27 protein-coding genes are annotated in these 24,554 nt (G+C 35.7%); 10 read left to right on the top strand and 17 right to left on the bottom strand.

The annotated features are described in order from the left end of the window. Positions 1-1,224 precede the first annotated feature (1,224 nt). From XJ32_RS01500 to XJ32_RS01485, 4 genes are all read right to left on the bottom strand, one after another. On the bottom strand, positions 1,225-3,378 hold the full coding sequence (locus tag XJ32_RS01500) for a RelA/SpoT family protein (RefSeq protein ID WP_077388123.1): 2,154 nt from the start codon (positions 3,376-3,378) through the stop codon (positions 1,225-1,227). Between the two features lie 53 nt (positions 3,379-3,431). Further along, positions 3,432-3,653 (bottom strand): DNA-directed RNA polymerase subunit omega, encoded by a 222-nt coding sequence (locus XJ32_RS01495; RefSeq protein ID WP_004084069.1) that lies wholly within the window; start codon positions 3,651-3,653, stop codon positions 3,432-3,434. Between the two features lie 414 nt (positions 3,654-4,067). After that, positions 4,068-5,492: an anaerobic C4-dicarboxylate transporter gene (locus XJ32_RS01490; RefSeq protein ID WP_077388122.1), complete on the bottom strand. Its 1,425-nt coding sequence runs from the start codon at positions 5,490-5,492 to the stop codon at positions 4,068-4,070. A 296-nt stretch (positions 5,493-5,788) separates the two neighbouring features. Then, a complete protein-coding gene (locus XJ32_RS01485) occupies positions 5,789-6,613 on the bottom strand; it encodes a hypothetical protein (RefSeq protein ID WP_254422415.1) in 825 nt (274 codons plus the stop codon). A 296-nt stretch (positions 6,614-6,909) separates the two neighbouring features. Here XJ32_RS01485 and XJ32_RS01480 point away from each other — a divergent pair, with 296 nt between their 5' ends. Continuing rightward, a complete protein-coding gene (locus XJ32_RS01480) occupies positions 6,910-7,584 on the top strand; it encodes an outer membrane beta-barrel protein (RefSeq protein WP_077388120.1) in 675 nt (224 codons plus the stop codon). Positions 7,585-7,863: 279 nt separating this feature from the next. On the opposite strand, the gene rimP is transcribed toward XJ32_RS01480, so the two are convergent. The 6 genes from rimP to XJ32_RS01450 form a co-directional block, all read right to left on the bottom strand. Beyond that, entirely contained in the window at positions 7,864-8,367 is a 504-nt protein-coding gene (gene rimP / locus XJ32_RS01475; protein WP_004084967.1) for a ribosome maturation factor RimP, read from the bottom strand. 4 nt (positions 8,368-8,371) lie between these two features. Beyond that, a complete protein-coding gene (rbfA, locus tag XJ32_RS01470; RefSeq protein WP_004084965.1) occupies positions 8,372-8,743 on the bottom strand; it encodes a 30S ribosome-binding factor RbfA in 372 nt (123 codons plus the stop codon). Between the two features lie 77 nt (positions 8,744-8,820). Continuing rightward, entirely contained in the window at positions 8,821-9,270 is a 450-nt protein-coding gene (locus XJ32_RS01465; RefSeq protein WP_004087495.1) for a hypothetical protein, read from the bottom strand. 10 nt (positions 9,271-9,280) lie between these two features. Beyond that, entirely contained in the window at positions 9,281-10,015 is a 735-nt protein-coding gene (locus XJ32_RS01460) for a hypothetical protein (RefSeq protein ID WP_005219698.1), read from the bottom strand. A 211-nt stretch (positions 10,016-10,226) separates the two neighbouring features. Continuing rightward, on the bottom strand, positions 10,227-10,709 hold the full coding sequence (locus XJ32_RS01455) for a DUF2147 domain-containing protein (protein WP_077388119.1): 483 nt from the start codon (positions 10,707-10,709) through the stop codon (positions 10,227-10,229). Between the two features lie 102 nt (positions 10,710-10,811). After that, complete coding sequence (locus XJ32_RS01450; RefSeq protein ID WP_077388118.1) at positions 10,812-11,714, bottom strand: aspartate carbamoyltransferase catalytic subunit; 903 nt, start codon at positions 11,712-11,714, stop codon at positions 10,812-10,814. Between the two features lie 82 nt (positions 11,715-11,796). Here XJ32_RS01450 and XJ32_RS01445 point away from each other — a divergent pair, with 82 nt between their 5' ends. Next, on the top strand, positions 11,797-12,297 hold the full coding sequence (locus XJ32_RS01445; protein ID WP_077388117.1) for a hypothetical protein: 501 nt from the start codon (positions 11,797-11,799) through the stop codon (positions 12,295-12,297). Between the two features lie 236 nt (positions 12,298-12,533). Next, the gene (locus XJ32_RS01440) at positions 12,534-12,809 is read left to right on the top strand and encodes a HypC/HybG/HupF family hydrogenase formation chaperone (protein ID WP_077388116.1); all 276 of its coding nucleotides are present in this window, start codon (positions 12,534-12,536) and stop codon (positions 12,807-12,809) included. A 562-nt stretch (positions 12,810-13,371) separates the two neighbouring features. Here XJ32_RS01440 and XJ32_RS01435 read toward each other — a convergent pair. Together XJ32_RS01435 and pseI are read right to left on the bottom strand one after the other, a co-directional pair. Beyond that, on the bottom strand, positions 13,372-14,064 hold the full coding sequence (locus XJ32_RS01435) for an SIR2 family NAD-dependent protein deacylase (RefSeq protein WP_077390026.1): 693 nt from the start codon (positions 14,062-14,064) through the stop codon (positions 13,372-13,374). Positions 14,065-14,214: 150 nt separating this feature from the next. Further along, positions 14,215-15,279 (bottom strand): pseudaminic acid synthase, encoded by a 1,065-nt coding sequence (gene pseI / locus XJ32_RS01430; protein ID WP_077388115.1) that lies wholly within the window; start codon positions 15,277-15,279, stop codon positions 14,215-14,217. Between the two features lie 212 nt (positions 15,280-15,491). On the opposite strand from pseI, the gene XJ32_RS01425 reads away from it, so the two are divergent. After that, complete coding sequence (locus tag XJ32_RS01425) at positions 15,492-16,679, top strand: sugar transporter (protein WP_077388114.1); 1,188 nt, start codon at positions 15,492-15,494, stop codon at positions 16,677-16,679. A 1-nt stretch (position 16,680) separates the two neighbouring features. Here XJ32_RS01425 and lspA read toward each other — a convergent pair whose 3' ends face one another. Further along, positions 16,681-17,160: a signal peptidase II gene (gene lspA, locus XJ32_RS01420; protein ID WP_020995988.1), complete on the bottom strand. Its 480-nt coding sequence runs from the start codon at positions 17,158-17,160 to the stop codon at positions 16,681-16,683. A 400-nt stretch (positions 17,161-17,560) separates the two neighbouring features. Between lspA and XJ32_RS01415 the strand changes: the two genes are divergently transcribed. Beyond that, positions 17,561-18,655, top strand: coding sequence for an NAD(P)-dependent alcohol dehydrogenase (locus XJ32_RS01415; protein ID WP_077388113.1), 1,095 nt, complete (start codon positions 17,561-17,563; stop codon positions 18,653-18,655). Between the two features lie 96 nt (positions 18,656-18,751). Here XJ32_RS01415 and XJ32_RS01410 read toward each other — a convergent pair whose 3' ends face one another. Then, positions 18,752-19,783, bottom strand: a complete 1,032-nt coding sequence (locus tag XJ32_RS01410) for a hypothetical protein (RefSeq protein WP_077388112.1) — start codon at positions 19,781-19,783, stop codon at positions 18,752-18,754. A gap of 156 nt (positions 19,784-19,939) precedes the next feature. On the opposite strand from XJ32_RS01410, the gene XJ32_RS01405 reads away from it, so the two are divergent. The 5 genes from XJ32_RS01405 (at position 19,940) to XJ32_RS01385 (ending at position 23,198) form a co-directional block, all read left to right on the top strand. Next, positions 19,940-20,902: an HTH domain-containing protein gene (locus XJ32_RS01405; protein WP_077388111.1), complete on the top strand. Its 963-nt coding sequence runs from the start codon at positions 19,940-19,942 to the stop codon at positions 20,900-20,902. Between the two features lie 52 nt (positions 20,903-20,954). Then, positions 20,955-21,527 (top strand): hypothetical protein, encoded by a 573-nt coding sequence (locus XJ32_RS01400; protein WP_077388110.1) that lies wholly within the window; start codon positions 20,955-20,957, stop codon positions 21,525-21,527. Positions 21,528-21,749: 222 nt separating this feature from the next. After that, a complete protein-coding gene (locus XJ32_RS12555; protein ID WP_254422414.1) occupies positions 21,750-21,911 on the top strand; it encodes a hypothetical protein in 162 nt (53 codons plus the stop codon). A gap of 220 nt (positions 21,912-22,131) precedes the next feature. Then, positions 22,132-22,650: a peptide-methionine (S)-S-oxide reductase MsrA gene (gene msrA / locus XJ32_RS01390; RefSeq protein ID WP_077388108.1), complete on the top strand. Its 519-nt coding sequence runs from the start codon at positions 22,132-22,134 to the stop codon at positions 22,648-22,650. Positions 22,651-22,742: 92 nt separating this feature from the next. Next, positions 22,743-23,198 (top strand): hypothetical protein, encoded by a 456-nt coding sequence (locus XJ32_RS01385; protein ID WP_254422413.1) that lies wholly within the window; start codon positions 22,743-22,745, stop codon positions 23,196-23,198. A 427-nt stretch (positions 23,199-23,625) separates the two neighbouring features. On the opposite strand, the gene XJ32_RS01380 is transcribed toward XJ32_RS01385, so the two are convergent. The 3 genes from XJ32_RS01380 to XJ32_RS01375 all read right to left on the bottom strand — a co-directional run bounded on the left by XJ32_RS01380 (position 23,626) and on the right by XJ32_RS01375 (position 24,549). Beyond that, entirely contained in the window at positions 23,626-23,895 is a 270-nt protein-coding gene (locus XJ32_RS01380; RefSeq protein WP_104686068.1) for a hypothetical protein, read from the bottom strand. A 160-nt stretch (positions 23,896-24,055) separates the two neighbouring features. After that, positions 24,056-24,214, bottom strand: a complete 159-nt coding sequence (locus XJ32_RS12160; RefSeq protein ID WP_167619982.1) for a hypothetical protein — start codon at positions 24,212-24,214, stop codon at positions 24,056-24,058. Beyond that, the gene (locus XJ32_RS01375) at positions 24,211-24,549 is read right to left on the bottom strand and encodes a hypothetical protein (protein WP_254422412.1); all 339 of its coding nucleotides are present in this window, start codon (positions 24,547-24,549) and stop codon (positions 24,211-24,213) included. Before XJ32_RS01375 ends, XJ32_RS12160 begins: the two co-directional genes overlap by 4 nt. Positions 24,550-24,554: the final 5 nt, after the last annotated feature.

Raw genomic sequence — 24,554 nt, 5'->3', positions numbered from 1 at the left:
GACCCTTGCAAAGCAAGTCATGGCGATCCATTTATCGTTTATGTTGCCATATTTGCCATGCCACACTTTAAAGCCCAAAATCTAAATTTATGCGTTTTTGTTTGTTTCTCAATGTTTCTGTGTCTTTGTGTTTGAGTGTTTTTTCACGCCACATTTTAGGTTTTAGAATCTGTGTCATGTTGAGCGGAAGCGAAACATCTTTATTAGATTCTGTGCTATCTCAATTTCACGCCACACTTGAAAGCCAAAATTGCAATTTTTGCATTTTCAAAGCCCTACAATTCACACGCCACATTTTAGAAGATTTTTATATCTTACATGTTTGTTGATAGTAATATATATAAGAGAGAACATATAAAAAAGATTGTTTGTGAGTTTTTTTGACAAAAACACTATGAAATGAAGCAGACGAAGCGAGAATTTAACAAAATTGCAAGAAAATGTAAGTCATTTATGTAAGTTTAATGGTAGTTTTAAGTGTAATTTCTATCAAAAAAGCAAAACTAGCCACAATGTAGCCTAGTGTAGCTTAGTTTTAGAGCCTTATTTCAGTGGAATATCAGCCAAAATTACACAAATAACACACAAAAACCCTAAATCATGCAAACATAAATCACACTAGCCTTTGCATTCACACAAAAGCCAATCAAAGCAAGACAACTTTACAAGAGCCAATCACACAAGCTACAAAGCTTTAAATATTTAAAAATATTTCAATCTCTCTGCAACTTATCTCATTCTTTAAGATTTTCTATCACACATAAATGACACAAAAAATACACTCATGGCACAAATTTTGACACACATATACATTTTATGCCCTATTTTGCGGACTTTGGATAGAATTGTGATTCCAACAATGAAATTTTAAGTTATTTTTAAGTTTTAAATAAAGTTTATTGTAAGCTAGATTATAAAGCATATTTACGCATTGCAATCACTAAGAACACAACACACAAGGGGAATTTTACTCTTATAATAAAATGCAATTACCCACTTATGCTAATTCATCATTATATAAGTTACAATATTACACACAAGCATATAATTTTTTAAAAATTTTTTCTAGCTAACTCTTATAAATTATATAACTAGAGAAAATATCGGTTAGAATTTTGGGTGGGGACTTAGAATTTAAACAAATAGTATTGTACGAAAAGTTATAAAATCAGCAAACAAACTATAAATCTTTTAACACTTTAATAAATATCAATACACTTTTATCTACTCTTGATATGCATCTTTGAGATTTACAAACTTAATGATTCTATATTTTTTTTGTAATGCCTCTTTGATTATCTTTGTATCTTTTTGATCAGATTCTATGATAACTTCACACACGGGTGAAAAGCTATTTTTATGTCCATCATATTCTACTTTTATTACATTATAATTGTGTTTTGCTAGAGTTGTGAGAAACTCTGCAATTGCCCCATTTTTATTTTCAAATGAAACAATAACCCTAAAGCTCACTTTTGCATGTTTTGCCCATGTTACAAATAGCTGATTTACGCCTTGATTAATTCTCTCATTTGCTTTATCACAAAGCTTGTGATGCACGATTGCCCTCTGTCCATTCTTTATAGCAACTACCGAATCGCCAAATTTTGGATGACAGCAATGATCAAAAATTAACTCACTAATATTTCTATTTGTATGTAGGATTAGGTTATCGAATTTTTGCTCTTTTAGATTCAGTGTCTTAAAACGCATAAATGCAAAGAAACTATTATCAATCTTATATTCTCGCTTAAAATCATTCTTAATTTCTTGCAAAAAGGTTAAATCTGTTGCAGCTTGTCCTATGCGATCTTCTAAGTTATGATTTCTTATAAACTCACCAAAAAACTTATGTTCTTTATCAAAAATGGTGGTTAAAATATTTATAGCTACTTTTTTATCAATTTCTTTTATTTTATTATGACACATTGTCCGCATGTGAATCTTTGCTTTTGAAGTTTTCACAGAATCTATCCAAGTGCAACGCGTTTGTGCGACTTCACCCTTTTCGATTTTTACAATATCACCACTCTTTAATTTTTGCAGTAAAGATACCCTTTGATTATTCACAAATGCTTTTTCAGCCATATCTCCTACATCACTATGCACCGCATACGCATAGTCAAGCACCACAGAGCCAACAGGCAAACTAAAAGTCTTTCCATCTGGACCAAAAACGACAATATCTTCTCTGTAAAGATCATTTTTTGTTACTTCATAAAACTCTTCGGCACTTTTGCTTACACTGCTACTCTCTTTCATATCTTTTAGCCAATTAAGATTTGGCGATACACTGCCACTTTTGTATTTCCAGTGTGCTGCCATACCCATTTCGGCACTTTTGTGCATATCATAGGTGCGAATCTGGACTTCATAAACCGCTCCATCATCAAACACGGTAGTATGTATTGTTTGATAGCCGTTCTCTTTTGGCAATGCAATGTAGTCTTTAAGCCTTGAAGGTATAGGATTTAGATTAATATGCACGATACCCAAAGCGCGGTAACAATCTATCTGATTCTTGACAATGATACGCACCGCAAGTAAATCTAGCATTTCGTCCATACTAATGCCCTTTCTTTGCATTTTTAAATGTATGGAATAATTGCGTTTAATTCGACTCTGAATCTCAAAGCTATCCCGCAGAAAGCCATTGTTTAGTAAAAGCTTAGAAATCTTTTGTGTGAAATCATTTAGACGCAACTCAAGATTCTGTCTTTTCGCATTCTTTTCTTCTTGTATCTTATTATAAGAGTCAGAATAGATATAATAAAAGCTTTTATCTTCTAGTTCATTTTTTAATGAAGACATGCCAAGTCTATGAGCGATAGGGGCATAAACGACAAGCGTTTCTTCTGCGATTCTTATCTGTTTTGCTGTGCTTAGGGCATCAAGCGTTAGCATATTATGCATTCTATCACTAATCTTTATGACAAGCACCCTTGCATCTTGTATGCTTGCTATAAGCATTTTACGGAAAGATAAGGCTTGTGCTACAAGCTTTTCATTGCTTGTATCCGAAGTAAGCTCTTCATTGCGTATCTCAACAATCTTTGTCAAAGCATCTACTAACGCTCCGACTTCTTCGCCATAACTCTCATGGATATAGTCAATCTCACACAATGTATCTTCTACAATATCATGAAGCAACGCAGCACACACCATTGCTTCATCGCCGCCATAATGTGCTACAATACAAGCCACACATATAGGATGCACAACATAGGGTATGCCACTTTTACGCAATTGCCCCTCATGAAACCTTTGTGCGTCCTCTATGGCTTTTACAATTTTTGGTGTAATTGTTTGCAAGGATTCTAATTGCTTTAGTGCATCTTCTATTGTCTCAATTTGTGCTAAATTATCAAAAAAATCCATGTAGCAACCTTAAGGCTTATTATTGTCAATGGCTCAATACTTTGTAGAATCTATTAAAGATGGTTTGCAAGTGTTACTTTACCATCAGCTATTTCTTGCAAGGCAATGTCGCATGGCTCCATTTTTCTTAGATAATCATCTGGATAATTCAGTAATGGCTGTGCCCCAACACTAAGCTCTTTCACTCTTGCAAACACTAATACAGAAAGCTTATATCTATCATTCCCTGTTTGCTCTAATGCTTTAGCAATTACTTGTTCAGTCCGTGTTACCATTTTATTCTCCAAACACAAAAATAATAAAAGCTTGTATTGTAGCAAAAAAATATTAATTTATATGAATCTCATTTTTATATCATATCGCTTTGTTTTCAAAAAAATCAGTTCCTTAGCATATTGATTTGATAAGTTTTTTATTCTGTATCTCAAAACTTCATAGCTTACTCAAATAAATGATAAGAACTAGATTTTATGATTCTATATCCTAAACCTTCCGCCAATCCATAAAAGCAGAGAATACGGAATCTATCAAGTTATTGTTATTTTGATTTTATCGTTCTGTTGTAAAAAAAAAAATACAACTTTAACATGTGATGTGAGTTTGTAACCCTATTTATTGCAAATCCCGACACACACACAACACCAAAAAAAACTTGTGCTTTGTGCTATTATTTAAACCAAACATCAAAATCACAAATATCCAGCCACTAAAGCTAGAAAATATCCAGCTACACAAGAGCTAAACACACCGATTAAGCCCGGTAAAATGAAGCTATGATTGATAACAAATCGTCCAATATGCGTTGTGCCGCTTCTATCAAACTGAATTGTTGCAAGATCGCTTGGATAAGTTGGCAAAATATAATAGCCATAGCACGCTGCTGCAAAGGCTACAATGATTCCGGGTTCAACCCCGATATTTAAGGCTAATGGCACAAATGCTGCGATTGCTGCTGCTTGAGAATTGACAAACTTTGAGATTAAAAGTAGCATAATCGCATAAGTCCAAACATGTGTTGTTACAATATTGCCAAGTGCATCTTTCATCATCGGTGTATGCACGGCAAACATTGTATCTGCCATCCATGAGATTCCAAACACGGCTACAAGTGCAATCATGCCAGATTTAAAAATCTCATTGCTACCGATTTTTTTCACATCAGTATTTGTAAAAATAATAATAAGCGAGCCAGCAAGTAGCATAAACATCTGAATCACTGCTACCATTGAGAGTGAATCTATTTTAGGATTCCCCAACGCATCAACTTGTGCTACGCCATCTTTCATTATTTGCCCCCAATTTGGTCGTAAAGAATCAAAGATTCCAAGCAAAGCTACACAAGCAATTGCAGCTAAGAATATCCACATAGCAATCCAGCTACTCTTTGGTAAATCAACGCCTAGCAAGGTTTTGCTATCGCCATAGACATATTTTTTAAATTCGGGGTCTTTGAGTTTAGCTTGAAATTCAGAATCTTTATCCAAATCTTTACCCCTAAACCATGAAAAGATTCCAATACACAATACACCAAAAAGTGTGCTAGGGATAGTGATTTGAAGCAGATTGATATAGCCATCAAATCCTGCAAGTTTATGCTCGGAGTTTAAAAGTAGGGCAGTAAGGCTTACAACCGCAACAGACACAGGCGAGGCAATAATCCCCATTTGTGAAGCAATAGAAGCAGCAGCCATAGGACGCTCTGGGCGGATATTATTTTTAATCGCAATATCATAAATGATTGGCATAATCGTATAAACCACATGCCCAGTCCCACATAAAATAGTAAGAAAGCAGGTAACAAAAGGCGCTAGAATCGTTAAGAGTTTTGGATTTTTTCTTAGCACTTTTTCTGCGATTTGCAGCATAACATCTAGCCCACCGCTTGCCTGAAGTGTAGCACTCGCTACAACAACTGCTAAGATGGTAAGCATAACATCAATTGCTGGCTTTCCGGGCTTAATATGAAAGAAAAATACAAGCATTAAGATTCCAATACCGCCCAAAAGCCCAAGTGCAATACCACCTTTTCTTGCACCATAAAACAGACATATAAGCACGACTAAAAGCTGAATGCCAAACTGCCAACCTTCACTAAGATTTGTGAGAAAATCCATGCAACGCTCCTAAAATAAAATATGCGAAGTATAGCAAAAAAGCCCTTAATCTTCATAATAATACTATGTGGTTTTATGTTATTAAATTGTCATTATTGTTTGTGGTGATGGGTGGATTCTATGCTTGAGGCGATAGGGTTATATCATAATAACCTTTTCAATAGATTAAATGGGGGGGGGGGGGGATTCTAAGTTTTACATGCTGGTAAGTTGTTTTACATAGCACGCAATGTAAATTTTATAACAAGTTTCTGCATACAGCCCACAAATATCATATAACAACTACATTATCTTGATTATCTAAAGTTAAGGGCGTGATTCCCTAAGTATTCCTTTGTGGGATGACCGCTTCTAAAACTCATTAATCGCATGGGATTATAAAGCTCCTTTGGGCTTTGCAAGGCAAAGAGATTAGAATCTATTAAGTCATTTCGCACAAAAAAAGCATTTATACCATTTAAGTTTGTAGCAACTAACCTATAACCTTTTTTCTCTCCAAGATCTGCTAAAGCCTGCAGAGACGCCCCCTGTCTATCCGTGCCATCCCATACATGCTCTTTGTTGTAGGGCATAATCCAGCGAGCTGGTGGTGGGAACTTCGCATTATATTCCACGACAATTACACGCGGATGAATACACTCAATTGCCTCAAAGATATAATAATCATTCCCATCAATATCAATCGACAATAAATCAATTTCATCAATCTTTGCAGCACCATTCTCTTGCATAAGATCATTAATATTTTCACGCGTGATAAAGGCATTCATCACCTTTAGTCGCCCCTCACTTATTGGACTAGCAAACTTCTCTTGAATCTGTGCTACATATTCACTGCTACCCTCCATAAAGACGCCATTCCACCCTTGCAGAAGCAAGAAATGTGTATTACTCTCTAGCCCATCTTGCACGCCAAACTCCACAAAGAAGCGATTTGTCGTGCCTATACGATTAAATATCTCTTGTATGATTCCATCTTCATCACCCTGACTATATGCTTTATATCCAAAATGCTCAAGTCGCCTAGGATCGCTGTATTTTTGCGTTGATAATAATTGTGTTTGCAGGATTTCAGCTTGCAGTGCATGAAGATTTGAGGCATACCAACCTTGTTCTGCCATATACCCCTTTATTCGTCTTTTAAAAGTAGTGCTTAGAAACATGAGATTCCTTAAATTTAGAATATAGCCTTTACATAAGCAAACGCAACTATACAAAAAAAAAAACGATTCAAGGGTTTTTGATGTTTTCTTATATTACATGAAATTTATCTCACAAACATACAGAGTGGTTTGAGTTGTGATAATATGAAATGCAATTACATTTTTCTCTCTTTACATAATGTTTTATTTACCCTTGATTTGTTTTTTTTTTTTTGTAGAATGCCAAACTCATTACAAATTTTTAAGGAGAAATCATGGGATTTGAAAAGAGTATAAAGGCAAGTGTTTTATCTTTAATGCTTGTTTCTAGTATGGCTTATGCAAGTGAAAGCACAGAGAGTGTATCCACAGAGAGTAAAGGCAGGGCATTTGTTGGCTTACAGGCGGGGACTTCTATGTTAAAAGATAAACATAAGTTGATTGCAAAGCATGATAATATTACCAATAAAGATTCTATAAGCGATTGGAATTTTAGTGTCGCATCTTATGGTGTGATTGGTGGTTATGAATATTGGTTTAGCAATAATTTGGGAGTAAGGGGATATGCCTTAGTGAGTATGTCTAGCACTTATAGAATGTATGCAACGCATTTTGGGATTGGTGCTGATGTTATGTATGATTTTGTGGAAATTGCTGGCGGAAATATTGGCGTTGTTGGTGGATTGCAATTAGGTGGTGTATATTGGGGTAAGGGATATTATATAGTTTATGAACAAGAAACGGTTAAAAAGCCTCTTGCATTTGATATAGCGTTAAATATTGGTTTGCGTTATTCTCAAGATAAGCATGTGTTGGAATTAGTCGGCAAGATTCCATTTATAGAATCACACATTGGCACAAGGGATCTTAAGGCTGCTTCTTATGCAAGTGATGAGACCTATGCTAGAGAAGTGTATTCAATCATCGCTCGTTATATGTATAGATTCTAAGATTTGTCTTTTTACTATCCGTATTCGACTATAAAGACATAGAATCTAAGTTGTGCCATTTGCGTGTAGCGAAAAATCCTTTAGAGATTTTACCACTTTAAGATATTTCGCTTTTTGTCATACTTAAAATGATAAGATTCCAATTATTTATAACTTGCCATCTACTGCCGCATTTTGTATTTTGTGTGCTTACTTGCGGCATAAATATCCTATATAATGGAATCTAGGCTGCAAGATTATAGAAAAAAGCAATAAGAGCAGGTATGCTACCAAATTTATTTATAAACTATAACTATCCCAATCAAAAATAGTCTTTACCTTTTTGGTTTCATTCAGTTTTATTATATGCGTTTTAGCTTCTTGTGAAGATTCTTTTAAATTATTTTGCTTTTTCTTTGTTGGTTTTAGAATCTCTTTTATAGTTATTTCATCTGTATTATAAGATTCTAAAATGCCATTTATAATCGTTTTATTTGACATGGTTACTGCGACTTTCTGCCCTATGCTGCATAAAAAGTGCTTTGGCTTTTTTAGATTTCTCTCAACACCGGGCGAACTCACCTCTAGATGATATGCCTCCAAATCGCTTAACTCTACATCTAAAAGTGGTGCAATAAGCGTGCTGATATTCTCACAATCATCAAGACTAATACCCTCTTTCTTAAAGATTGAAATGCGTAAAATCATGCTTTCATTCTCTTTTAACAACTCAATATCATAGAGTTCCAAGCCTTTTTGTGTGATTAAAGATTCAATCTTATCATGCAAATCTTGTGTTATCATTGCTTTATTCCTTATTTTCGTTATTGCTTGATTTGGCATTAATTTGTGCAAAAATTTTATCAAGATTATTTTGTATTTGCAAACTTTCATCAAATACTAAGGTAATCTTTGGGGCGGTATGCCATGAAGTTGCACTCAAAATATATTCTTGTATGATGGGACGAGCTTTTTTGAAAGCCTGTAAAATCTTATTTTGCATAGCTTTATCTATGCTGCTTGATTCTATAAATACTTTGGCATCATGTTTGCCTTTTGAGCATTGCACTTTTGTAACTTCTAGTGTGTTAAGCAGACTATCGCCCAAACTTCCTAACGCTTCATTAACTATCTCTTGCAGGAAAGCTTCCCTGCGTTCCTGTAAAATCTTGTTTTGCATGTCTTCTCTCTTAATTTAGATTTTATTACCTTGCACTCTAAACCCAGTAGCCATCTATAAGGAATAGATTCTATAATCTAAGCATTGAATAAATGTAGTATTTTGTTGAGATTTGCTCTCTTTGCTTTTGGTATGATAAGAAACATATCAAGCCCCCACCATATCGCTACACCCACTAAGCCCACATAACCTGCGATAAGTAAACTCAGCGAAACAATAGCCAAATCTGATAAATGCGTAAAAACCGCACTAATCATCAATAATGCATAAGATATAAACAAAAGGCTAACTTTCAATGCACCAATAACCCGATCTCCAATCATAAAGCGACCTACACCAAAAATGCCAAGTATTACACTGCCAACCCAAAACACCATTTGCACATTATAAAGCTTAAGTAAGGGCAAACCTATAACTATTTTTGCAAGCCCTACTTTATCAAGTTTTTTTAGCTTGCCTTTCACAAGTGTAATGCCTTCATTTGGAATCTTATCGTATAGATGCAACATAATAAGTGATGGAACCATGATTTTCCTTTTACATTACAAGATTTTTTAGTTTGTTTTTAAAAAGCAATCCAAGAATCTCTTCTTCTTTGATTTGATTTGTATGGATTGTGCGTTTATGTTTTGTGCTTAAAATCTCACACAACTCTGCTATACATACAGGGCAAATACGCAAGGGATGCTCATAAAAAAGCCTTGTATCTACGCCACTAGAACGCACTCGATAATCAAAGGCATTTTTTGTCGGCACACATACTTTTATTAACTCTTGTGATACCCTTTTTATTGCTTCACATCGAATGAAATGCAAATATGGTGAATCTTGCTTTGCAAATGTGCGTTCATCAAGAACATAAATATAAGCAGTTGCCAAGTGAAGCTCTGCCCCAATGTATAACTCAAAAAATTTAGAATTGCTGTTAGATAAATCAATTTTCATTCCTTTTTGCAAGGTTTCGCTATCAAAAACACTTAAATTTGCTAAATGTTGTAATATTGTTTGTGTTTTGGAAAAAAGCTGTGAATCTTTTAATGATTTTTTTATCACATGATTGCTTTGTGCTGTGCTTGTGGTATTAGATTCTATATGAGTTTTTGTAGGGTGTTGCGTTTTAGTAGAATCTATTGTTTCAATAGATTCTTTTTGTATGGGATTTTGGGTTAAATCTGTATTTGAATCTTGCAGTATGCTTGTATCTGGTATGGCTATTGGCTTGATTGGATTTTGAAAGGTTTTTAGGAAAGCATGTTGTGCGTTATCTTGCATTATTCTAGTCCCTTTTGGTTGTGTGTTTTATAATTGTATATTCTAGTTAGCATTCTTTACCTTTAATCCCTTATAAGATTTTACACACTTTAGAATCATAATTTTACATATCAAACAAATGAGTATTCTATAAAAAACCAAACTTTTATAATACTGCAAAAAACATACATAAAGTAGATTCTATCCTTGAAATTGCAATCTCATATATTTGTCATTTTGGTAATTGCAAAGACTCTATATTTGGTCTTTTTGCTTGATAGGGTGCAATCTCTTTTTCACTCATTTTTCGCCATACAAGTGTTTTGCCAAATACGCCTTTTTTATCCTTACTTACACGCACTTTTAGCTTACCATTATCCCACTCTGCACTTACATGATAGGTTGTGCCATTTTGAAAGTTATAGAGTTTGCCATTTTGATATTCATTATCTTCTTTATTATATGTAAGATTCCATAAAAAGACACTTCCACCGACTTTTCTATCGCGAAGCTTTGGATCGGGATTTTTCACATCATTGCCAGAATCTTTGCCACTTTTATTTGCAAAGCCCACACCATAAAATTTGCCATTTTTTTGAAAAATCTCAACATAAGATTCATCATCTTTTGAAGGTATTGCATACACACCAGCAATATCACTTGCAAACAACACAGAGCTAAAACACAGCATAAAACAAGTTAGAAGAAAACGCATAAAAAACCTTTAATAGAATCTAGTAAAAATAGTTGAGATTATAACATACAAAAAAACCATATTATAAATATGTCTTACTTTGTGATATATTTTGGAGAATCTCTATGTATCATGGCATAAAAACTCCATGACAGCCATGCGGATTTTCACACCATTTTGCACTTGTGTAAGCACCTTGCAACAAGGACTTGCCAATACATCATCATCAATATCAATGTTTCTATGCACAGGTCCGGGGTGTAAAACGATAATATCTCTTCCTGCAATCAAGTCTTTAGTAATACAGAATCTATTCGCATAATCTTTTAGGCTACCATAGATTTGCGTATTATGCCGCTCTGTTTGTGTGCGTAATGCCATGATAATATCTACTTCATCAATCACATCTTTTAGGTCATGTGCGATTTGCAATCGTGTTTTGTATAGAAAATGTGGTGGGGCTACTAGCACGACATTTATGCCAAAACGAGTGAGTAACTCAATATTGCTATTTGCTACCCTTGAGTTTTTAATATCACCAACGATTGCTACTTTTTTACCTTTTAGCACAGATAACCCACGCAAACAATCATTATCGCCAAAATGATTTGCCATTGTGTAAAGGTCAAGCAGGGCTTGTGTCGGGTGTGCGTGTGCGCCATCACCCCCATTAATGATAGGACATGAAGTAAAATGTGCTAGAAAATTTGGTGCGCCAGCACTTTTATGTCGCACTATGATTCCATGTGGCTGCATAGCATTTAGCGTTGCAGCGGTATCTGCCATGCTCTCACCCTTAGCAGTAGAGCTTTTTGCTACATCAAGGCTTATGACTTCTCCGCCAAGATTCTTAATCGCTATGGCAAAGCTACTTAATGTGCGGGTAGAGTTTTCAAAAAATATGGTAATAAATCGTTTATTTTTTAGCGTTTCTCTATTATCAGTCATGGCTGCAGTGCGTTCAAATATATGCTTAATCTCTTCTATGTGTAAATCAGTGGTTTGTATGAGATGCCTTATACTCATGTTTTACCTTAAAGTGTAATTTAGCTAAGTATTATAACAAATTTGCTAGAATACGCAGTAAATCTTTATATGAAAGCCATGTATGCAGATAGTTTTTAGGAATCTTTTATTATTGTTTTGTGTGTTGTGTTTTGGTTGCTCATCATATTTCTCAAAGTCTGAATTTTTAGATACGCCGACTGAGCTACTAGCACAAAATAGTCGCATGGTTTTACTTTCAGGTGTTGATGAAAAGCTAAAGATTGCCGCGAGATTAACGCATTTAAACAGCCTTGATAGCAGCATTTATAATGGTAGGGAATACTTTTTTTTAGAGATATTTAACGATGATGAATATGTTATAGTTCCAGATTCTATGCAGCTTAGCATGTTTGGCAGAAAGCCCTTGTGGATACGCCCCATAGAAGCTAGAGAGTTTGATGACTTGCTCACTTTATATAATAATCTATCTAATGGCTATCTCATTGCGTTTAGATACCCATCTGTTTTTGAAAAAAAGAACATGAAAATAGAGCTTAATATAGAGACCTTTAAACCGGCAGTATTTGACTTTTCATATATTATATTGGATTCAAAGTTGTGAATTTACATGATTTTTATGAGATTCTGTGTATAAATAATTTGAAATCGAATGACATAATATTTTGCTTTCATTATAGGGAATACTTTAGTTCTATATTTCATTGCGACATGGATTTTAGTTTGTCAGTGCAAGAGATTATTTAATGGCAAAGTTTCTATTAGTATGGTTTTAAGTGGCATATTATTCTTATTATGTTAGCATTATGGTTTTGAAAGATTCTGTCTCAAGGAAGTAATATGTGCTTAGCAATCCCCTCTAAAGTCATAAGCATAAATAAAGAAACAAATATGGCAACACTTGATACACTTGGAGTGCAGCGTGAAGCAAGCCTTGATTTAATGCAGGATAATGTAGCTATCGGCGATTTTGTCTTACTGCATGTTGGTTATGTTATGGGTAAAATTGATGAAGAAGATGCGATTGAGAGTCTAAAACTCTATGCAGAAATGATAGCAGCCATGCAGGAAGAAGATGAAGAGCGACTTATGCTAGAAGAGGCAAATAGATTGTGAGTAGCACTTCATGTAGATTAGTTTATTTGAGGCTCTAGAGTATTTACGCTTGTGATGCTAAACATTAAATAGGATGCGTTCATGTTAAAGATTAGATTCTTCTATAAACCTGTAGTATTAGGCGTAAGGCAAATCTATATTCAGTATTTACCTAGCACTATATTCCACACCTCAAACCATCCAAATAATCATGCTTCGAACATCCGATACCCCCCCCCCCTATTTTTTGAAACACTCTTGGTATGCTAGAAATGTTTTAAAAAATAAGCAAAGGAAGATGGGATGCTGAAAAAATAATTAGTGTGTAGCGTTTTAGCTTAAAATGGAGTCCGTAGTTACATAATTATAAACGATGCGTATGGGATTTGTTGAATCTTAACCGCGTAAAATTAAAGAATATGGGAATATGATATACTAACAACTATTATACTAGGGCTTACGAGTAGCGGTGTATGTTTTTTAGCGATATTGGAGTTTTTTGTAGATAGCGGAGCGATGAATTTCTAGAATATTGGCTGATTGGGATTCCAAGCCCACAAAAATCTAACTTGCCTTATAAGCTTTAGGCTTGCATAAACTCTCTCACAAGTCTATCAATCTTAGGGGCGGCACTTACAGCAGATTCTATAAAGCATATACTAAAATACCCATCAAACCAGCTAGATTCTAAATTATTTAACACACTCTGCTTTGCACATTGACTAAATTGTGCAACATTTAGCACTTCTCCACTTGTGCCAATGCAGACAAATAAGCTATTATCCGCCGCCCTTAGTCTCTCTAGCTCTCTATCTAATAGGGCATAGTTTGGGGCATATTCGCTAAACATCACAATATTATGTCTTAATGCTTCTTTCCCACAAGATTCACATATAAGTTTTGGCATAGCTTGATAACCAATATTTGTGATAGCACAGCAAGATTCACATCTCACTTCAGGTAAGAATCCGTGCAAATGCAGCACATCTTCACACAAAGCCCTTTCCAACAAGTCATCTACATTTTGTGTGATAACAACCACTTCTTGCGGATAGTTTGCTTTAAGATTTGCTATCATCTTATGTGCGACATTTGGATTAACTTGCCCTAATTGAATCCGCCTTTTATCATAGAAATCTAGCACTTTCTGCCTATCCTTAGCAAAGCCACTCGCACTACATACTTCCATAATGTCAAACTCTTCCCATAAGCCATCATTATCCCGAAAAGTCCGTAATCCACTCTCTGCACTAAGTCCTGCTCCGCTAAATATCATTACTCGTTTAGAATCTTTCAATTATTACCCTTTTTGCCTTAATAAAAAGTTGAGTTCTATTTTCTTATTATTTTGAGATAAAGTAAAAACTTTTTTCATCACGCTCAATAACAAGATATTTAGAATCATTCCTGCAACCCATATTTGTTTTTACTCAATATAAGATTCTAAAAGCGGCATGCCCCCTTTTATGTCTTTACTAAAAGTTTTGCCAAGTATGGAATCTAGCTTTAATGGCGACATGCCAAAACAAGGTCTCACACATGCAATATTCTCAAGGCTTATTATCTCTCCAGCCTTTACATCTTTTGAGACAAACAGGCTACGCCCAAAGTTTCGCCCCTTTTTCTCTTTAGAATCTATATGCGATTCTATAATGGGTAGCAATCCTCTCTCTTTATCACACATTTTAGAATCGTTATCATAAAAATCTTTTGCTAACTCACAAATTTCACGCACGCTATTTACCATAAGGCTAAATTCATTCACATCAAGGCTAAATGCACTATCTACACCACCTAGATTCTTATCTAAAATAAAATGCTTTTCAATCACACTCACACCACAGAGTGTCGCCATAAGTGGCACACTAATGCCTAGTGTATGATCAGATAAGCCAACCTTTACATTATAGTGCTTCCATTGCTCTTTTATCGCTTGAATGTTTGTGAGTTTTGCATCACTCAATGCGGCAGGATATGCAGATATGCAATAAAGAAGTGTGATAGATTCATTATCCTTTAGAATCTCTAGGGCATGTTTTATCTCATCATCATTTGCTATTCCAAGTGAAAGAATCACGGGCTTTTTTGTCGCTGCTACTGCCTTTAAAAGTGGGGTGTGCATGACTTCAAAGCTTGCGATTTTATAGATAGGGCAATTTAGATTTTCTAAAAACTCTACCCCCTCCACACTAAAAGGTGTGCTAAAAGATTCTAAACCTAAAGTATGTGCTAAGTCAAATATCTCTTTATGCCACTCCCATGGCATTTGTGCGTCTTCATAAAGCTCCCATAAATAAGAATCTTTCCACAATCCATCATTAATCCTAAAATACTCATTTTTATAAGGCAGGGTAAGGCAGCTTGGCTTATAGGTCTGCACCTTTATTGCATTTGCACCTGTTTTTGCGATGGCTTCTACACTTTTTAGGGCGACCTCTAGGCTTTGGTTATGATTTGCACTAAGCTCTGCGATGATAAACGGCGTTTGCATGTAATCTCCATATAACAGATTCTATTTAGTATTGTAAGTAAAAATTTTTAAGTTCTTGTGATTTGTGCTTGTATTTTTAGAATCTCTTTGTATCGCTCGTATGTCTATATCGTAACATTTGGTTTTGCTACATTATAAACTTACAATAAAATGACAATAAAGCACACAAATTTATGCTATAAAACATTTTCATTTTATACTTAAGGTTCATTATGTCTCATAATAAATCCAGCATTTTTGCTTGGTTGCCTGTTTTGTGCGTTACTTTTGGTGCGTTTATCTTTAATACTTCGGAGTTTATACCTATTGGGCTTTTAGGTGCGATTGGCAATGACTTTTCTATGAGTGATTCTGAAGTTGGAGTAATGCTTACTATCTATGCGTGGGTGGTAGCCCTTGCGTCCTTGCCGCTTATGCTCTATTTCGCACAAAGCAATCTCAAATCCCTTATGTTGGGCGTCATCGCTGTATTTGTGCTTAGTCATTTCATCTCGGCTTTATCACAAAATTTCATTATGCTTGTAGCCTCTCGCATCGGTGTAGCCCTATCTCACGCGCTCTTTTGGTCTATCGCCTCTGTTATGGCGGTGCGTGCTGCCCCAAAGGGTAAGCAAAGCAGTGCTTTAGGCTTTGTGATTACAGGTAGCTCACTTGCTATGATTGCTGGGCTGCCGCTTGGGCGTATGATAGGGCTATATGTGGATTGGCGGGTGAGCTTTTTGTGTATTGGGCTTGTGGCGTTGTGTGTTGGCATTGCTTTCTGGCGGGTGTTTCCTACTATGCCAAACACGCAAAATATTTCGCTAAAAACGCTTCCTACACTTCTGCAAAATAAGGCATTTATGAAGATTTGCTTTCTCACACTTGTATTTGTGAGCGGACATTTTAGCGCATATACTTATATTGAGCCATTTTTGGAGAATGTGGCGGGGTTTAGGGCGAGTTCTGTTACTTTTATCTTGTGCTTATTTGGGCTTATGGGTGTGGTAGGGAGTGTGCTATTTGCAAGATTCTATGAGAGATTTCATTTAGCCTTTGTGCGTCTTAGCCTTTTTGGTTTGGGTTTTAGTATGCTTTTATTGTATGTTGTGAGTGAAACTAGTCTAGCTACCACGCTACTTTGTGCGATATGGGGGCTATGCTTTATGCTTTTTGGTGTGATTTTTCAATCACAAGTGATTGCTGCTGTGCCAAATGCTACAGCGGTAGCAATGAGTATTTTTTCAGGTATTTTTAATGTTGGTATAGGCAGTGGGGCGTTGATTGGCGGCTTGGCATATACGCATTTTGGGATAGAATCTATTGGCTTTGTGGCAAGTGGGATATGTGCTTTTGCGGCGTTGTATTTTATGAGTGCTATGGGCTTTGCGAGGGTGTTTAGGAAGTTTAGAAGAGTGTGAATTATTTTTTCTTTTTATGTAAAAGCAGGGTTTGCAAGATAAAAAGGGCAATACCGCAATCAATGATAATATCAGCAAAATTAAATATAGGAAAGTCAAACTTATAATGCCAATAGATATAATCCACAACACCGCCATGTAAAAATCTATCAAGTATATTTGAAGTCCCACCTGCAAGCATAAGCGAAAAAGCGATATAATGCTGTTTAAAAAGATCTTTTTGTGCGAATAAGATTCCAACAATAAGGGCTATAAGACCTACTTGTATGTATTTTAGCCATTCCCCAAGCCATGTAAAAAATGAGAAAGCAACACCTGTATTAAAGACAAGGGCGATAGAAATTACCGGCATATCAGCAATCATTACAAAATCATGCAAACTTTGTGGCTGTGCGATATAAATCATTGTGTATTTTATAGCTTGGTCTAGGGCTACAAGGAAAAGAAAAAGTATGCTAAAGTGTCGTATTTGCTTTGACATATTAAAACCTTATGTGAATCTAAAATAAAAGCGGCATTGTAGCAAAATGATATAAATATGTCTTTGTAGTTTTGGAAGCCATGTCTCTGCAAAATAAGTACAATGGTAGAATAATCGAATATGGAGGCTAGGACCAACGCAAACTCAATCAAAATGATTTGTTTTTTAAAAATTAACATATGAAGCTACATTAAATTTTTGTTCGATAAGTCGGTATAGTCCATAAAGGATATCACACAACCCTTTTATTTTTTGACATTTTCCCCTTGACAGACACTAGGTGTTAGGCTTTATAATATCACTCTTAAAGATTTTATGTGTTTGTCTAAACCCGCTTGTTAGCATTTTTCATAGACAAATATTATAGAATCTTAGCTATTTTACTACCCAAAGGAATTTTATGCTTTTAGAAGAAAATCTAGCCCAAGCCAACAATGGGCAAAAAATCACCGCAAAAGGCTATGCAGTTACGCACAAAGATGACACATTTAAGCCTTTTAGCTTCACTCGCCACGCAATGGGAGAAAATGACATATTGATTGAGATTCTCTATGCTGGAATCTGCCATAGCGATATACACTCTGCTAGAAGTGAATGGAAAGAGGGAATCTATCCTATGGTCCCAGGGCACGAGATAGCTGGGCGTGTGGTAGCTGTGGGTAAAAATGTGAGTAAGTTTAAGATCGGCGATTATGCGGGGGTTGGCTGTATGGTGAATTCCTGTGGGGAATGCAATGCGTGTAAGCAGAGCCAAGAGCAGTTTTGCGAGAATGGCAAGGCGGTTTTTACCTATGATTGCCTTGATTGCTTCCACGATAATGCCCCAACTTATGGAGGTTACTCAAATAATATCGTTGTGAGTGAAAAATTTGCGATAAGTGTGCCGCACAATGCCCCGCTAGAGAAAGTCGCCCCACTGCTTTGTGCTGGGATCACCACTTATAGCCCCTTAAAATTTAGCAAGGTAAAAAGGGGCGATAAGATCGCAGTAGCTGGATTTGGCGGACTTGGGCTTATGGCGGTGAAATACGCCCTATATCTTGGGGCGGAAGTGAGTGTGTTTGCACGAAATACACTTAAGGCACAAGAGGCTAAGAATCTAGGCGTGAAAGCCCTTTACACAAGTGCGAGTGAATGCAGTGAGCGATTTGATTTTATCATCTCTACCATTCCTACGGCTTATGATGTCAATAGCTATGTGGATTTGCTGAAATTTGGCGGTGAGATGGCAATTGTGGGGCTGCCGCCTGTGGAGCTAAAAACGCATATTGATGTAACAAGGCTTGTTTTTAGTGCGGGTAAAAAGGTGTATGGCTCACTCATTGGCGGCATTAAAGAGACGCAAGAAATGCTAGATATTTCTGTGAAAGAAGGAATCTACCCTGAAGTAGAAATCATTAGTGTAAAGGACATTGACACAGCATATAGCAATCTTACAAGCGGCAAGGCAAAATTCCGCTATGTGATTGATATGGGAAGCTTGGAGGGGGAGTAATTTCAGTAGATTTTAATTCTCCGCTTAGACGAGCTATCTCTTATACCCATAACCCACATAGATTTGACAGGAAATCTAGCTAGATTCTAATGCTTTTTACTTATCTTTTGGTGGGTTATCATCGTGCATTTTCTCTGGCTTACTAGGCACTATCATCGCATCATCGCCTAGCTCTTTTGGCTCTGGCATTCTGCCATTATCAAGGTGGCTTAATAATGCCTTTTTAAACGCCAAAGTAGAATCCACTTTATAGTATTTTCCGCCGCTATCTTTGCTTAATTCCTGCAAAAACTCCACTTCTTCGCCCAAAGCAAAGCTATGAAACACCACTTGATTGATAGCAAGTTCTGGCTTTCCTTGCGTGATGTTGCGATTGAGACTTTTCATTGTGCTAAGAAGTGTTTGTGCGCGGAAGCTATCTGGAGGTGTTGGGTTACTTGCAAAAATATATAGCTCTTTTACCAGCCCATTATCCTTAGTAAAATGCTTCATACTCTCAATCATAGCGACATTAAGAAGATAGAGATACTGCGGATTTAGGCTAATCTCTTGCACCGCTTTATCAAATGATTTTGGCTCATAAAATGGTCCAAGCGTATTTGCAAGCATACTTTTATAGTCATTCACCACTGCCTTTGTGAAGAAATCAGGCTTATAAATTCGCTTTGCAATATAGGGGGCGATTTCCTTAAAAGCCTTAATATAGGGGTGCAAACTAAAAGTGTTGCAATACACAAAGCCCATTTCCTTATAAGGCTTTTCACGCAAATAGATTCCAAAATCAGCATTTTTTTGCGAGAAATTTACTAGGGTAAAGCTTGTCTTTTTACACACAGAAGTGATACGCAAAAGCCCCGCTCCACTCGTATCAAGGCTATATATAAACTGTTTATCATCACTCATATAGCTCCCATCTTTTTGCAAGATTCCACCATTTAGGATTCTATCTGCAAAGCAAATCCTTTTATCCACGCTAGAAGATTGGATACTCTCTCCATTTTTGGCATAAATCACGCCTTGTTGCTCTTTATGCTGCTCTAAACTCTGCTTAGAGCAGTCCATTCCATTGATAAGATTACTTAGCTTTTCAAACACGACTTTTTCATCAATTGGGTCAAACTCTGCCATTTTCACTTCCTTTATGTGAGATTTACTTATCCTTAATCATTGCGTATTTTTCACTAATCAAAGGCAAATACGCGTAGTAATAGCGGACTTTGTAACTCTAAAGTTACTTTTGGAATCTAATGCTATAATTTTATTTATATTATTCTAAGGATAAAAATGCAAAAGAAAATGACATATTTGGAGGCAATAAGTTGTGTATTGCAAGATGCTACTGAACCGCTCAATTGTGGGCAAATTTGGGATTTAATAGTAGCAAGTGGATTGGATAAAAATCTAGTCAATGCAAGTCAAAAACCATCGAAAATGGTGTATGGTCGGATTTATAGAGATATGAGAGATAAGCAGGATTCTATATTTATGGTGGCTTCAAGAGCACCCACGACCTTTTGGCTAAGGGCGAGAGAGAATGAGTTGCAGAATGGATTAGAATCTCTAATACAGACAAGCAAGACAAGTAACGAGAAGCAAAAAGGTAGGGGCTTTCACGAGCGGGATTTGCACCCGCTGTTTGTGCGGTTTGCAAAAGATTATTTTGATGTGTATGCAAAGACGATAAAGCACGAAAAGAGTAAAAAGAGCCAAAGTGGGCAGGATAAGTGGAACTATCCCGATATTGTGGGTGTGCATTTCCCATTTAATGATTATAGTGAGAGAGAAACGCTAGAGCTAAGCCAGAATCTAAACTGCCGTGATTTTAAGATTTACTCCTTTGAGCTAAAAGTTTCACTTGATTTTAGCAATTTGAAAGAGAGCTACTTTCAAGCGGTGAGTAACTCTAGCTTTGCAAATGAGGGGTATTTGGTGGTATTTGAAGAGCTAGATTCTGAAGTGTTTGATGAGCTAAGGCGGCTGCATAGTAGCTTTGGCATTGGGCTTATAAAGCTAGAGCTAGAGCCTACTGAATCTTCTGTGCTTTTGCCCTCAACGCTAAGAAACTTGGATTTTAAAACCATTGATATGCTAGTGAATAAAAATGCGGATTTTAGGGAGTTTATTGACACGATAAATGGCGATATACAGACAAATGATAAAAGGCGGATTGCTCTGCAGTATTATGACAGGGTGCTTGATGATGAGAGTTTGGATAGGTATTTGAATGAGAAGGGCTTAAGGGGTTAGGTTTTTTGCAATCTTAATTTAGGGATAGTTGAAGCTATAAAAAGGGGTGTTTATGCGGTTTGCTGTGATTGTGCTATGTGTGTTTTGGGCGATAGTGGCAGTGGAAGCTAGAGGTGCGGAATCTAAGCAAGAGTGCCTTACCCAAGAGCAGATAGAGCAAAAAGCCTTTGCTGTGCGTGTAAGCAAGGAGTGGTTTGACACGGATAAAGTGGAATCTATGTTGAATAAGCTTAAAAGTTTATATCCGCAAATCATATTTGTTAGGGCGGTATCGTGGGGGAATGAGAGTGAGATTCTAGCTTTTGAAGTGCCTGTAAAAGATGTGCGTGTGATAGGGCATAAAGATGATAAGGTGAGCGTTGATGATTGGTTCCCTAATGGCAAAGGGTATTGGGACTTTAGAATAAATGGGCGTGAGATATTGTATAAAGAGCATTTGCCAAAGGGCAGTGTCTTAGCAGTCCAAAGTGCTACGCCCGGGAGTGCGAGTATTGGCGGGGTGGTGGAGTTTATGCTTGAAAATGGGGTAAAGATAGAGCATAGAATCTATGAAGACGCCATAGGCACGGATTATTTTTACAACGCACAAGGGGAGATGTTGGTAGAGTGTAATGCGATAGATTAAAGATTTTTTTGTGTGAGATGAGAATTTTAATGGACTAAAATCACTTTAAAATATAAGAGTCTAATACAAATACACTAAAAATAGAAGCGGAGAAAACGGACTAGATTGGCTTTGAAAAGATAAAAAAAACTTACTCTGGCAGAGGGGAAGGGATTCGAACCCCCTGAATCTTCTGTGCTTTTGCCCTCAACGCTAAGAAATTTGGATTTTAGAACTATTGATATGCTAGTGAATAAAAATGCGGATTTTAGGGAGTTTATTGACACGATAAATGGCGATATACAGACAAATGATAAAAGGCGGATTGCCCTGCAATATTATGACAGGGTGCTTGATGATGAGAGTTTGGATAGGTATTTGAGTGAGAAGGGCTTAAGGGGTTAGGTTTTTTGTAATCTTGTGGGGCTAAACTCTTGTGCAGTTTGTTGCGATTATGATTCTAGTGCTTAGCGTATTGGGAGTTAAATTTTAGAATCTTAAAGGCTTTTTAAGAGATTTTATAGGCATATAAAATAAAATTATTTCTTTGTGGCTATTTGTGTTTTATATAAACAATATAAGTAGGATTATGTCTCAAAGAAGTTTGTTGTATTAAGGGGCAAAAATGGCGGTGATTTATCTTGCTGGTGGTTGTTTTTGGGGAGTGCAGGGCTATTTTGATAGGCTTAAAGGTGTGCTAGATTCTGTTGTTGGCTATGCGAACTCTCAAATTGCAAATCCATCTTATGAACTTGTATGTAGTGGGACAAGTGGGGCGGTTGAGACCTTAAAGCTAGAGTATGATGAATCTGTGCTTTCATTGCGTGAGATTATGGAGCGGTTTTTATCTATCATTGATCCTTGTGCGTTAAATTATCAAGGCAATGACAGAGGGACGCAGTATCGCAGTGGTGTGTATTATGTAGATTTGGAGAATGAGAATGTAATAAGAGAATGCTTGAGAGCGTGGGAGCAAAGGCAGAATCGCAAGGCAGTTACAGAGATTCTGCCTTTAGCTAATTTTTATGAAGCAGAAAGTTATCATCAAAAATATTTAGAGAAAAATCCCAATGGCTATTGCCATATTAATATAGATACTGCTTTGCGAAGTTTTGGACGAGTTCAAATAGAATCTGAGGAATAAATAATAGTTTCGATGAATTGTGATGAACTAATAATTGAATTTCGTAAAAGAGTTTCTGAAAGATCGAGCTATTTAGGGGAATATTAGATGAGATGAAGCAAGGCTTAGATGTAAGCAATCTAGGCGATGAAGCCTATCAAAACAAGCTAAAAGGACAAAGGATAGAAATGCCCGGAGGCAAAGGCACTGACAATGGTGCTGGTATAAGAAATCGCATAGATATAAATACAATCAAGCAGTATTTTAACACTATACAAAATAGCAAAGCTTTAAAAGAAATAGCCGAGCTTTTAGGCAGACTAGAAAAAGAAGAGGAAGAAAGTGAAATACAAAAAATAAAAGAGTTAAAAAGCTATTCCTATACGCAAATAATCCCCACAAAACGCTACAAAGAAGAGATATGCGGGGTAACTTTAGGCAGAGATTTAGAGAAACTTTTACCACAAGAATTAGCAATACTAGAAGATGGGATTTTAGAACTATTGTTTACTTTAAAATATTTCACAACTGCTTGTTTTTGCTATGAAAAGCAAGGTTATCACTTTTAACTGAAAACTTGCGTATTTATTAACATTAACCTTTTTACTTTTAAAATTGACTACGCAAAAACATATCAGCCCCCCCTTTTTTTACTTTTCTTTGTTTATGTTGAAATAAGTTTTTATCATTATTTTAAATATTAAAATCTATTACTTTATTGATATATTAGCACTAAATATAATGCGTATTATTTGTATAATAAATGCTACATTAATACTATTTTGTAGTTTATTTGATTAATTTTTATTATTAAATAAGATATATTATTATGTTAATAAAATATTTATTTTTGATTATTTTTATGTAAAACAATATACAAATAAGTAAATTACAAACACTATATTGGTATTAAAGTATATGTATATAAGGCTTTAAATAACAAGAAAATAGATATTTATATTAGCCTTACATGTGTTTATTTTCTACTTTTAGCATTTAGGCTTTATAATTTTTAGCATTCTTAGGTTCTACATGTGGTGTAGGTGTAGCAGTAAAGCCTCCATTTTGCATAGCTTGTAACATTCTCTCTTGGTAGCCTTGTCTATCTCTGCCTGTTTGTCCTGCTATTCTTTGTGCCATACCACTCATACCCATTGCACTTGCTACCCCACTTGCGATACTTCTGCCAACGCCATTTTGTCCGCCTGTTTTATAGTTCAAATCATTTTTTGCTTGTGTATAGCCCTTAAAGCCTTGTTTTGCCATAGCACCTGCCCCTTTTATTAGAGAATTTTATTAAGTAACCAAAGTAATATTTTTATAAAACCTATCTTTGAAGCTAAAAATACAATTACAATAAGAATCAATAGAATAATTTCGTTTTCAAACCAAACCTTTCCTATTTCTACAATTATATCTGTCATTTCTAGTTCCTTTTACTCTCAAAAAATGTTGAAGTGAAGTCAGGTTGTCCTATGTCATTACGCTTAAATTTTTCAATTTTTTTCGGTTTAATTGTGTCTGCTTTCGCAGGATTTGTTTCTTTTATTGTATCTAATGCCATACTTGCATATAGAGTATTCATATTTTGGCATTCATATTTTGCATAACTTCATATTGTGATACTAAAACTTGCAATATCATGCTTTGTGTTCTTAATAGGGATTCTTGTCTTTCTTTCTCATTCATTGTTCTAATTTTTGTATCGCTTAGTTGTTTTTGAATCTTACTCATCATTTCTTGTGTGTCTTTTCTGTAAAGCATGTTATATTCACTGCCATTGCTTGCACTGCCCTCTGTGTAAAGATTGTATGAGTTTAACACTTTATTGACACTTTCATTTTGTGTTTTTGCAATATTTTGTTTTCGTTTATCCTCTACTTCTTTTGCTTTTACAATCTCTTTGCGATAATTATCCATATCTC

This window comes from Helicobacter bilis, from assembly GCF_001999985.1.
Taxonomy (GTDB): domain Bacteria; phylum Campylobacterota; class Campylobacteria; order Campylobacterales; family Helicobacteraceae; genus Helicobacter_A; species Helicobacter_A rappini.
Note: the sequence above shows the minus strand (reverse complement) of the source record. Positions and strands in the feature narration are given on the sequence as shown.

Excerpts from the sequence above, each read along its gene's own strand:
- XJ32_RS01500 (WP_077388123.1), bottom strand. The coding sequence starts at position 3,378 with ATGGATTTTTTTGATAATTTAGCACAAATTGAGACAATAGAAGATGCA.
- XJ32_RS01495 (WP_004084069.1), bottom strand. The coding sequence starts at position 3,653 with ATGGTAACACGGACTGAACAAGTAATTGCTAAAGCATTAGAGCAAACA.
- XJ32_RS01490 (WP_077388122.1), bottom strand. The coding sequence starts at position 5,492 with ATGGATTTTCTCACAAATCTTAGTGAAGGTTGGCAGTTTGGCATTCAG.
- XJ32_RS01485 (WP_254422415.1), bottom strand. The coding sequence starts at position 6,613 with ATGGCAGAACAAGGTTGGTATGCCTCAAATCTTCATGCACTGCAAGCT.
- XJ32_RS01480 (WP_077388120.1), top strand. The coding sequence starts at position 6,910 with ATGGGATTTGAAAAGAGTATAAAGGCAAGTGTTTTATCTTTAATGCTT.
- rimP (WP_004084967.1), bottom strand. The coding sequence starts at position 8,367 with ATGATAACACAAGATTTGCATGATAAGATTGAATCTTTAATCACACAA.
- rbfA (WP_004084965.1), bottom strand. The coding sequence starts at position 8,743 with ATGCAAAACAAGATTTTACAGGAACGCAGGGAAGCTTTCCTGCAAGAG.
- XJ32_RS01465 (WP_004087495.1), bottom strand. The coding sequence starts at position 9,270 with ATGGTTCCATCACTTATTATGTTGCATCTATACGATAAGATTCCAAAT.
- XJ32_RS01460 (WP_005219698.1), bottom strand. The coding sequence starts at position 10,015 with ATGCAAGATAACGCACAACATGCTTTCCTAAAAACCTTTCAAAATCCA.
- XJ32_RS01455 (WP_077388119.1), bottom strand. The coding sequence starts at position 10,709 with ATGCGTTTTCTTCTAACTTGTTTTATGCTGTGTTTTAGCTCTGTGTTG.
- XJ32_RS01450 (WP_077388118.1), bottom strand. The coding sequence starts at position 11,714 with ATGAGTATAAGGCATCTCATACAAACCACTGATTTACACATAGAAGAG.
- XJ32_RS01445 (WP_077388117.1), top strand. The coding sequence starts at position 11,797 with ATGCAGATAGTTTTTAGGAATCTTTTATTATTGTTTTGTGTGTTGTGT.
- XJ32_RS01440 (WP_077388116.1), top strand. The coding sequence starts at position 12,534 with ATGTGCTTAGCAATCCCCTCTAAAGTCATAAGCATAAATAAAGAAACA.
- XJ32_RS01435 (WP_077390026.1), bottom strand. The coding sequence starts at position 14,064 with ATGATATTTAGCGGAGCAGGACTTAGTGCAGAGAGTGGATTACGGACT.
- pseI (WP_077388115.1), bottom strand. The coding sequence starts at position 15,279 with ATGCAAACGCCGTTTATCATCGCAGAGCTTAGTGCAAATCATAACCAA.
- XJ32_RS01425 (WP_077388114.1), top strand. The coding sequence starts at position 15,492 with ATGTCTCATAATAAATCCAGCATTTTTGCTTGGTTGCCTGTTTTGTGC.
- lspA (WP_020995988.1), bottom strand. The coding sequence starts at position 17,160 with ATGTCAAAGCAAATACGACACTTTAGCATACTTTTTCTTTTCCTTGTA.
- XJ32_RS01415 (WP_077388113.1), top strand. The coding sequence starts at position 17,561 with ATGCTTTTAGAAGAAAATCTAGCCCAAGCCAACAATGGGCAAAAAATC.
- XJ32_RS01410 (WP_077388112.1), bottom strand. The coding sequence starts at position 19,783 with ATGGCAGAGTTTGACCCAATTGATGAAAAAGTCGTGTTTGAAAAGCTA.
- XJ32_RS01405 (WP_077388111.1), top strand. The coding sequence starts at position 19,940 with ATGCAAAAGAAAATGACATATTTGGAGGCAATAAGTTGTGTATTGCAA.
- XJ32_RS01400 (WP_077388110.1), top strand. The coding sequence starts at position 20,955 with ATGCGGTTTGCTGTGATTGTGCTATGTGTGTTTTGGGCGATAGTGGCA.
- XJ32_RS12555 (WP_254422414.1), top strand. The coding sequence starts at position 21,750 with ATGCTAGTGAATAAAAATGCGGATTTTAGGGAGTTTATTGACACGATA.
- msrA (WP_077388108.1), top strand. The coding sequence starts at position 22,132 with ATGGCGGTGATTTATCTTGCTGGTGGTTGTTTTTGGGGAGTGCAGGGC.
- XJ32_RS01385 (WP_254422413.1), top strand. The coding sequence starts at position 22,743 with ATGAAGCAAGGCTTAGATGTAAGCAATCTAGGCGATGAAGCCTATCAA.
- XJ32_RS01380 (WP_104686068.1), bottom strand. The coding sequence starts at position 23,895 with ATGGCAAAACAAGGCTTTAAGGGCTATACACAAGCAAAAAATGATTTG.
- XJ32_RS12160 (WP_167619982.1), bottom strand. The coding sequence starts at position 24,214 with ATGAATACTCTATATGCAAGTATGGCATTAGATACAATAAAAGAAACA.
- XJ32_RS01375 (WP_254422412.1), bottom strand. The coding sequence starts at position 24,549 with ATGGATAATTATCGCAAAGAGATTGTAAAAGCAAAAGAAGTAGAGGAT.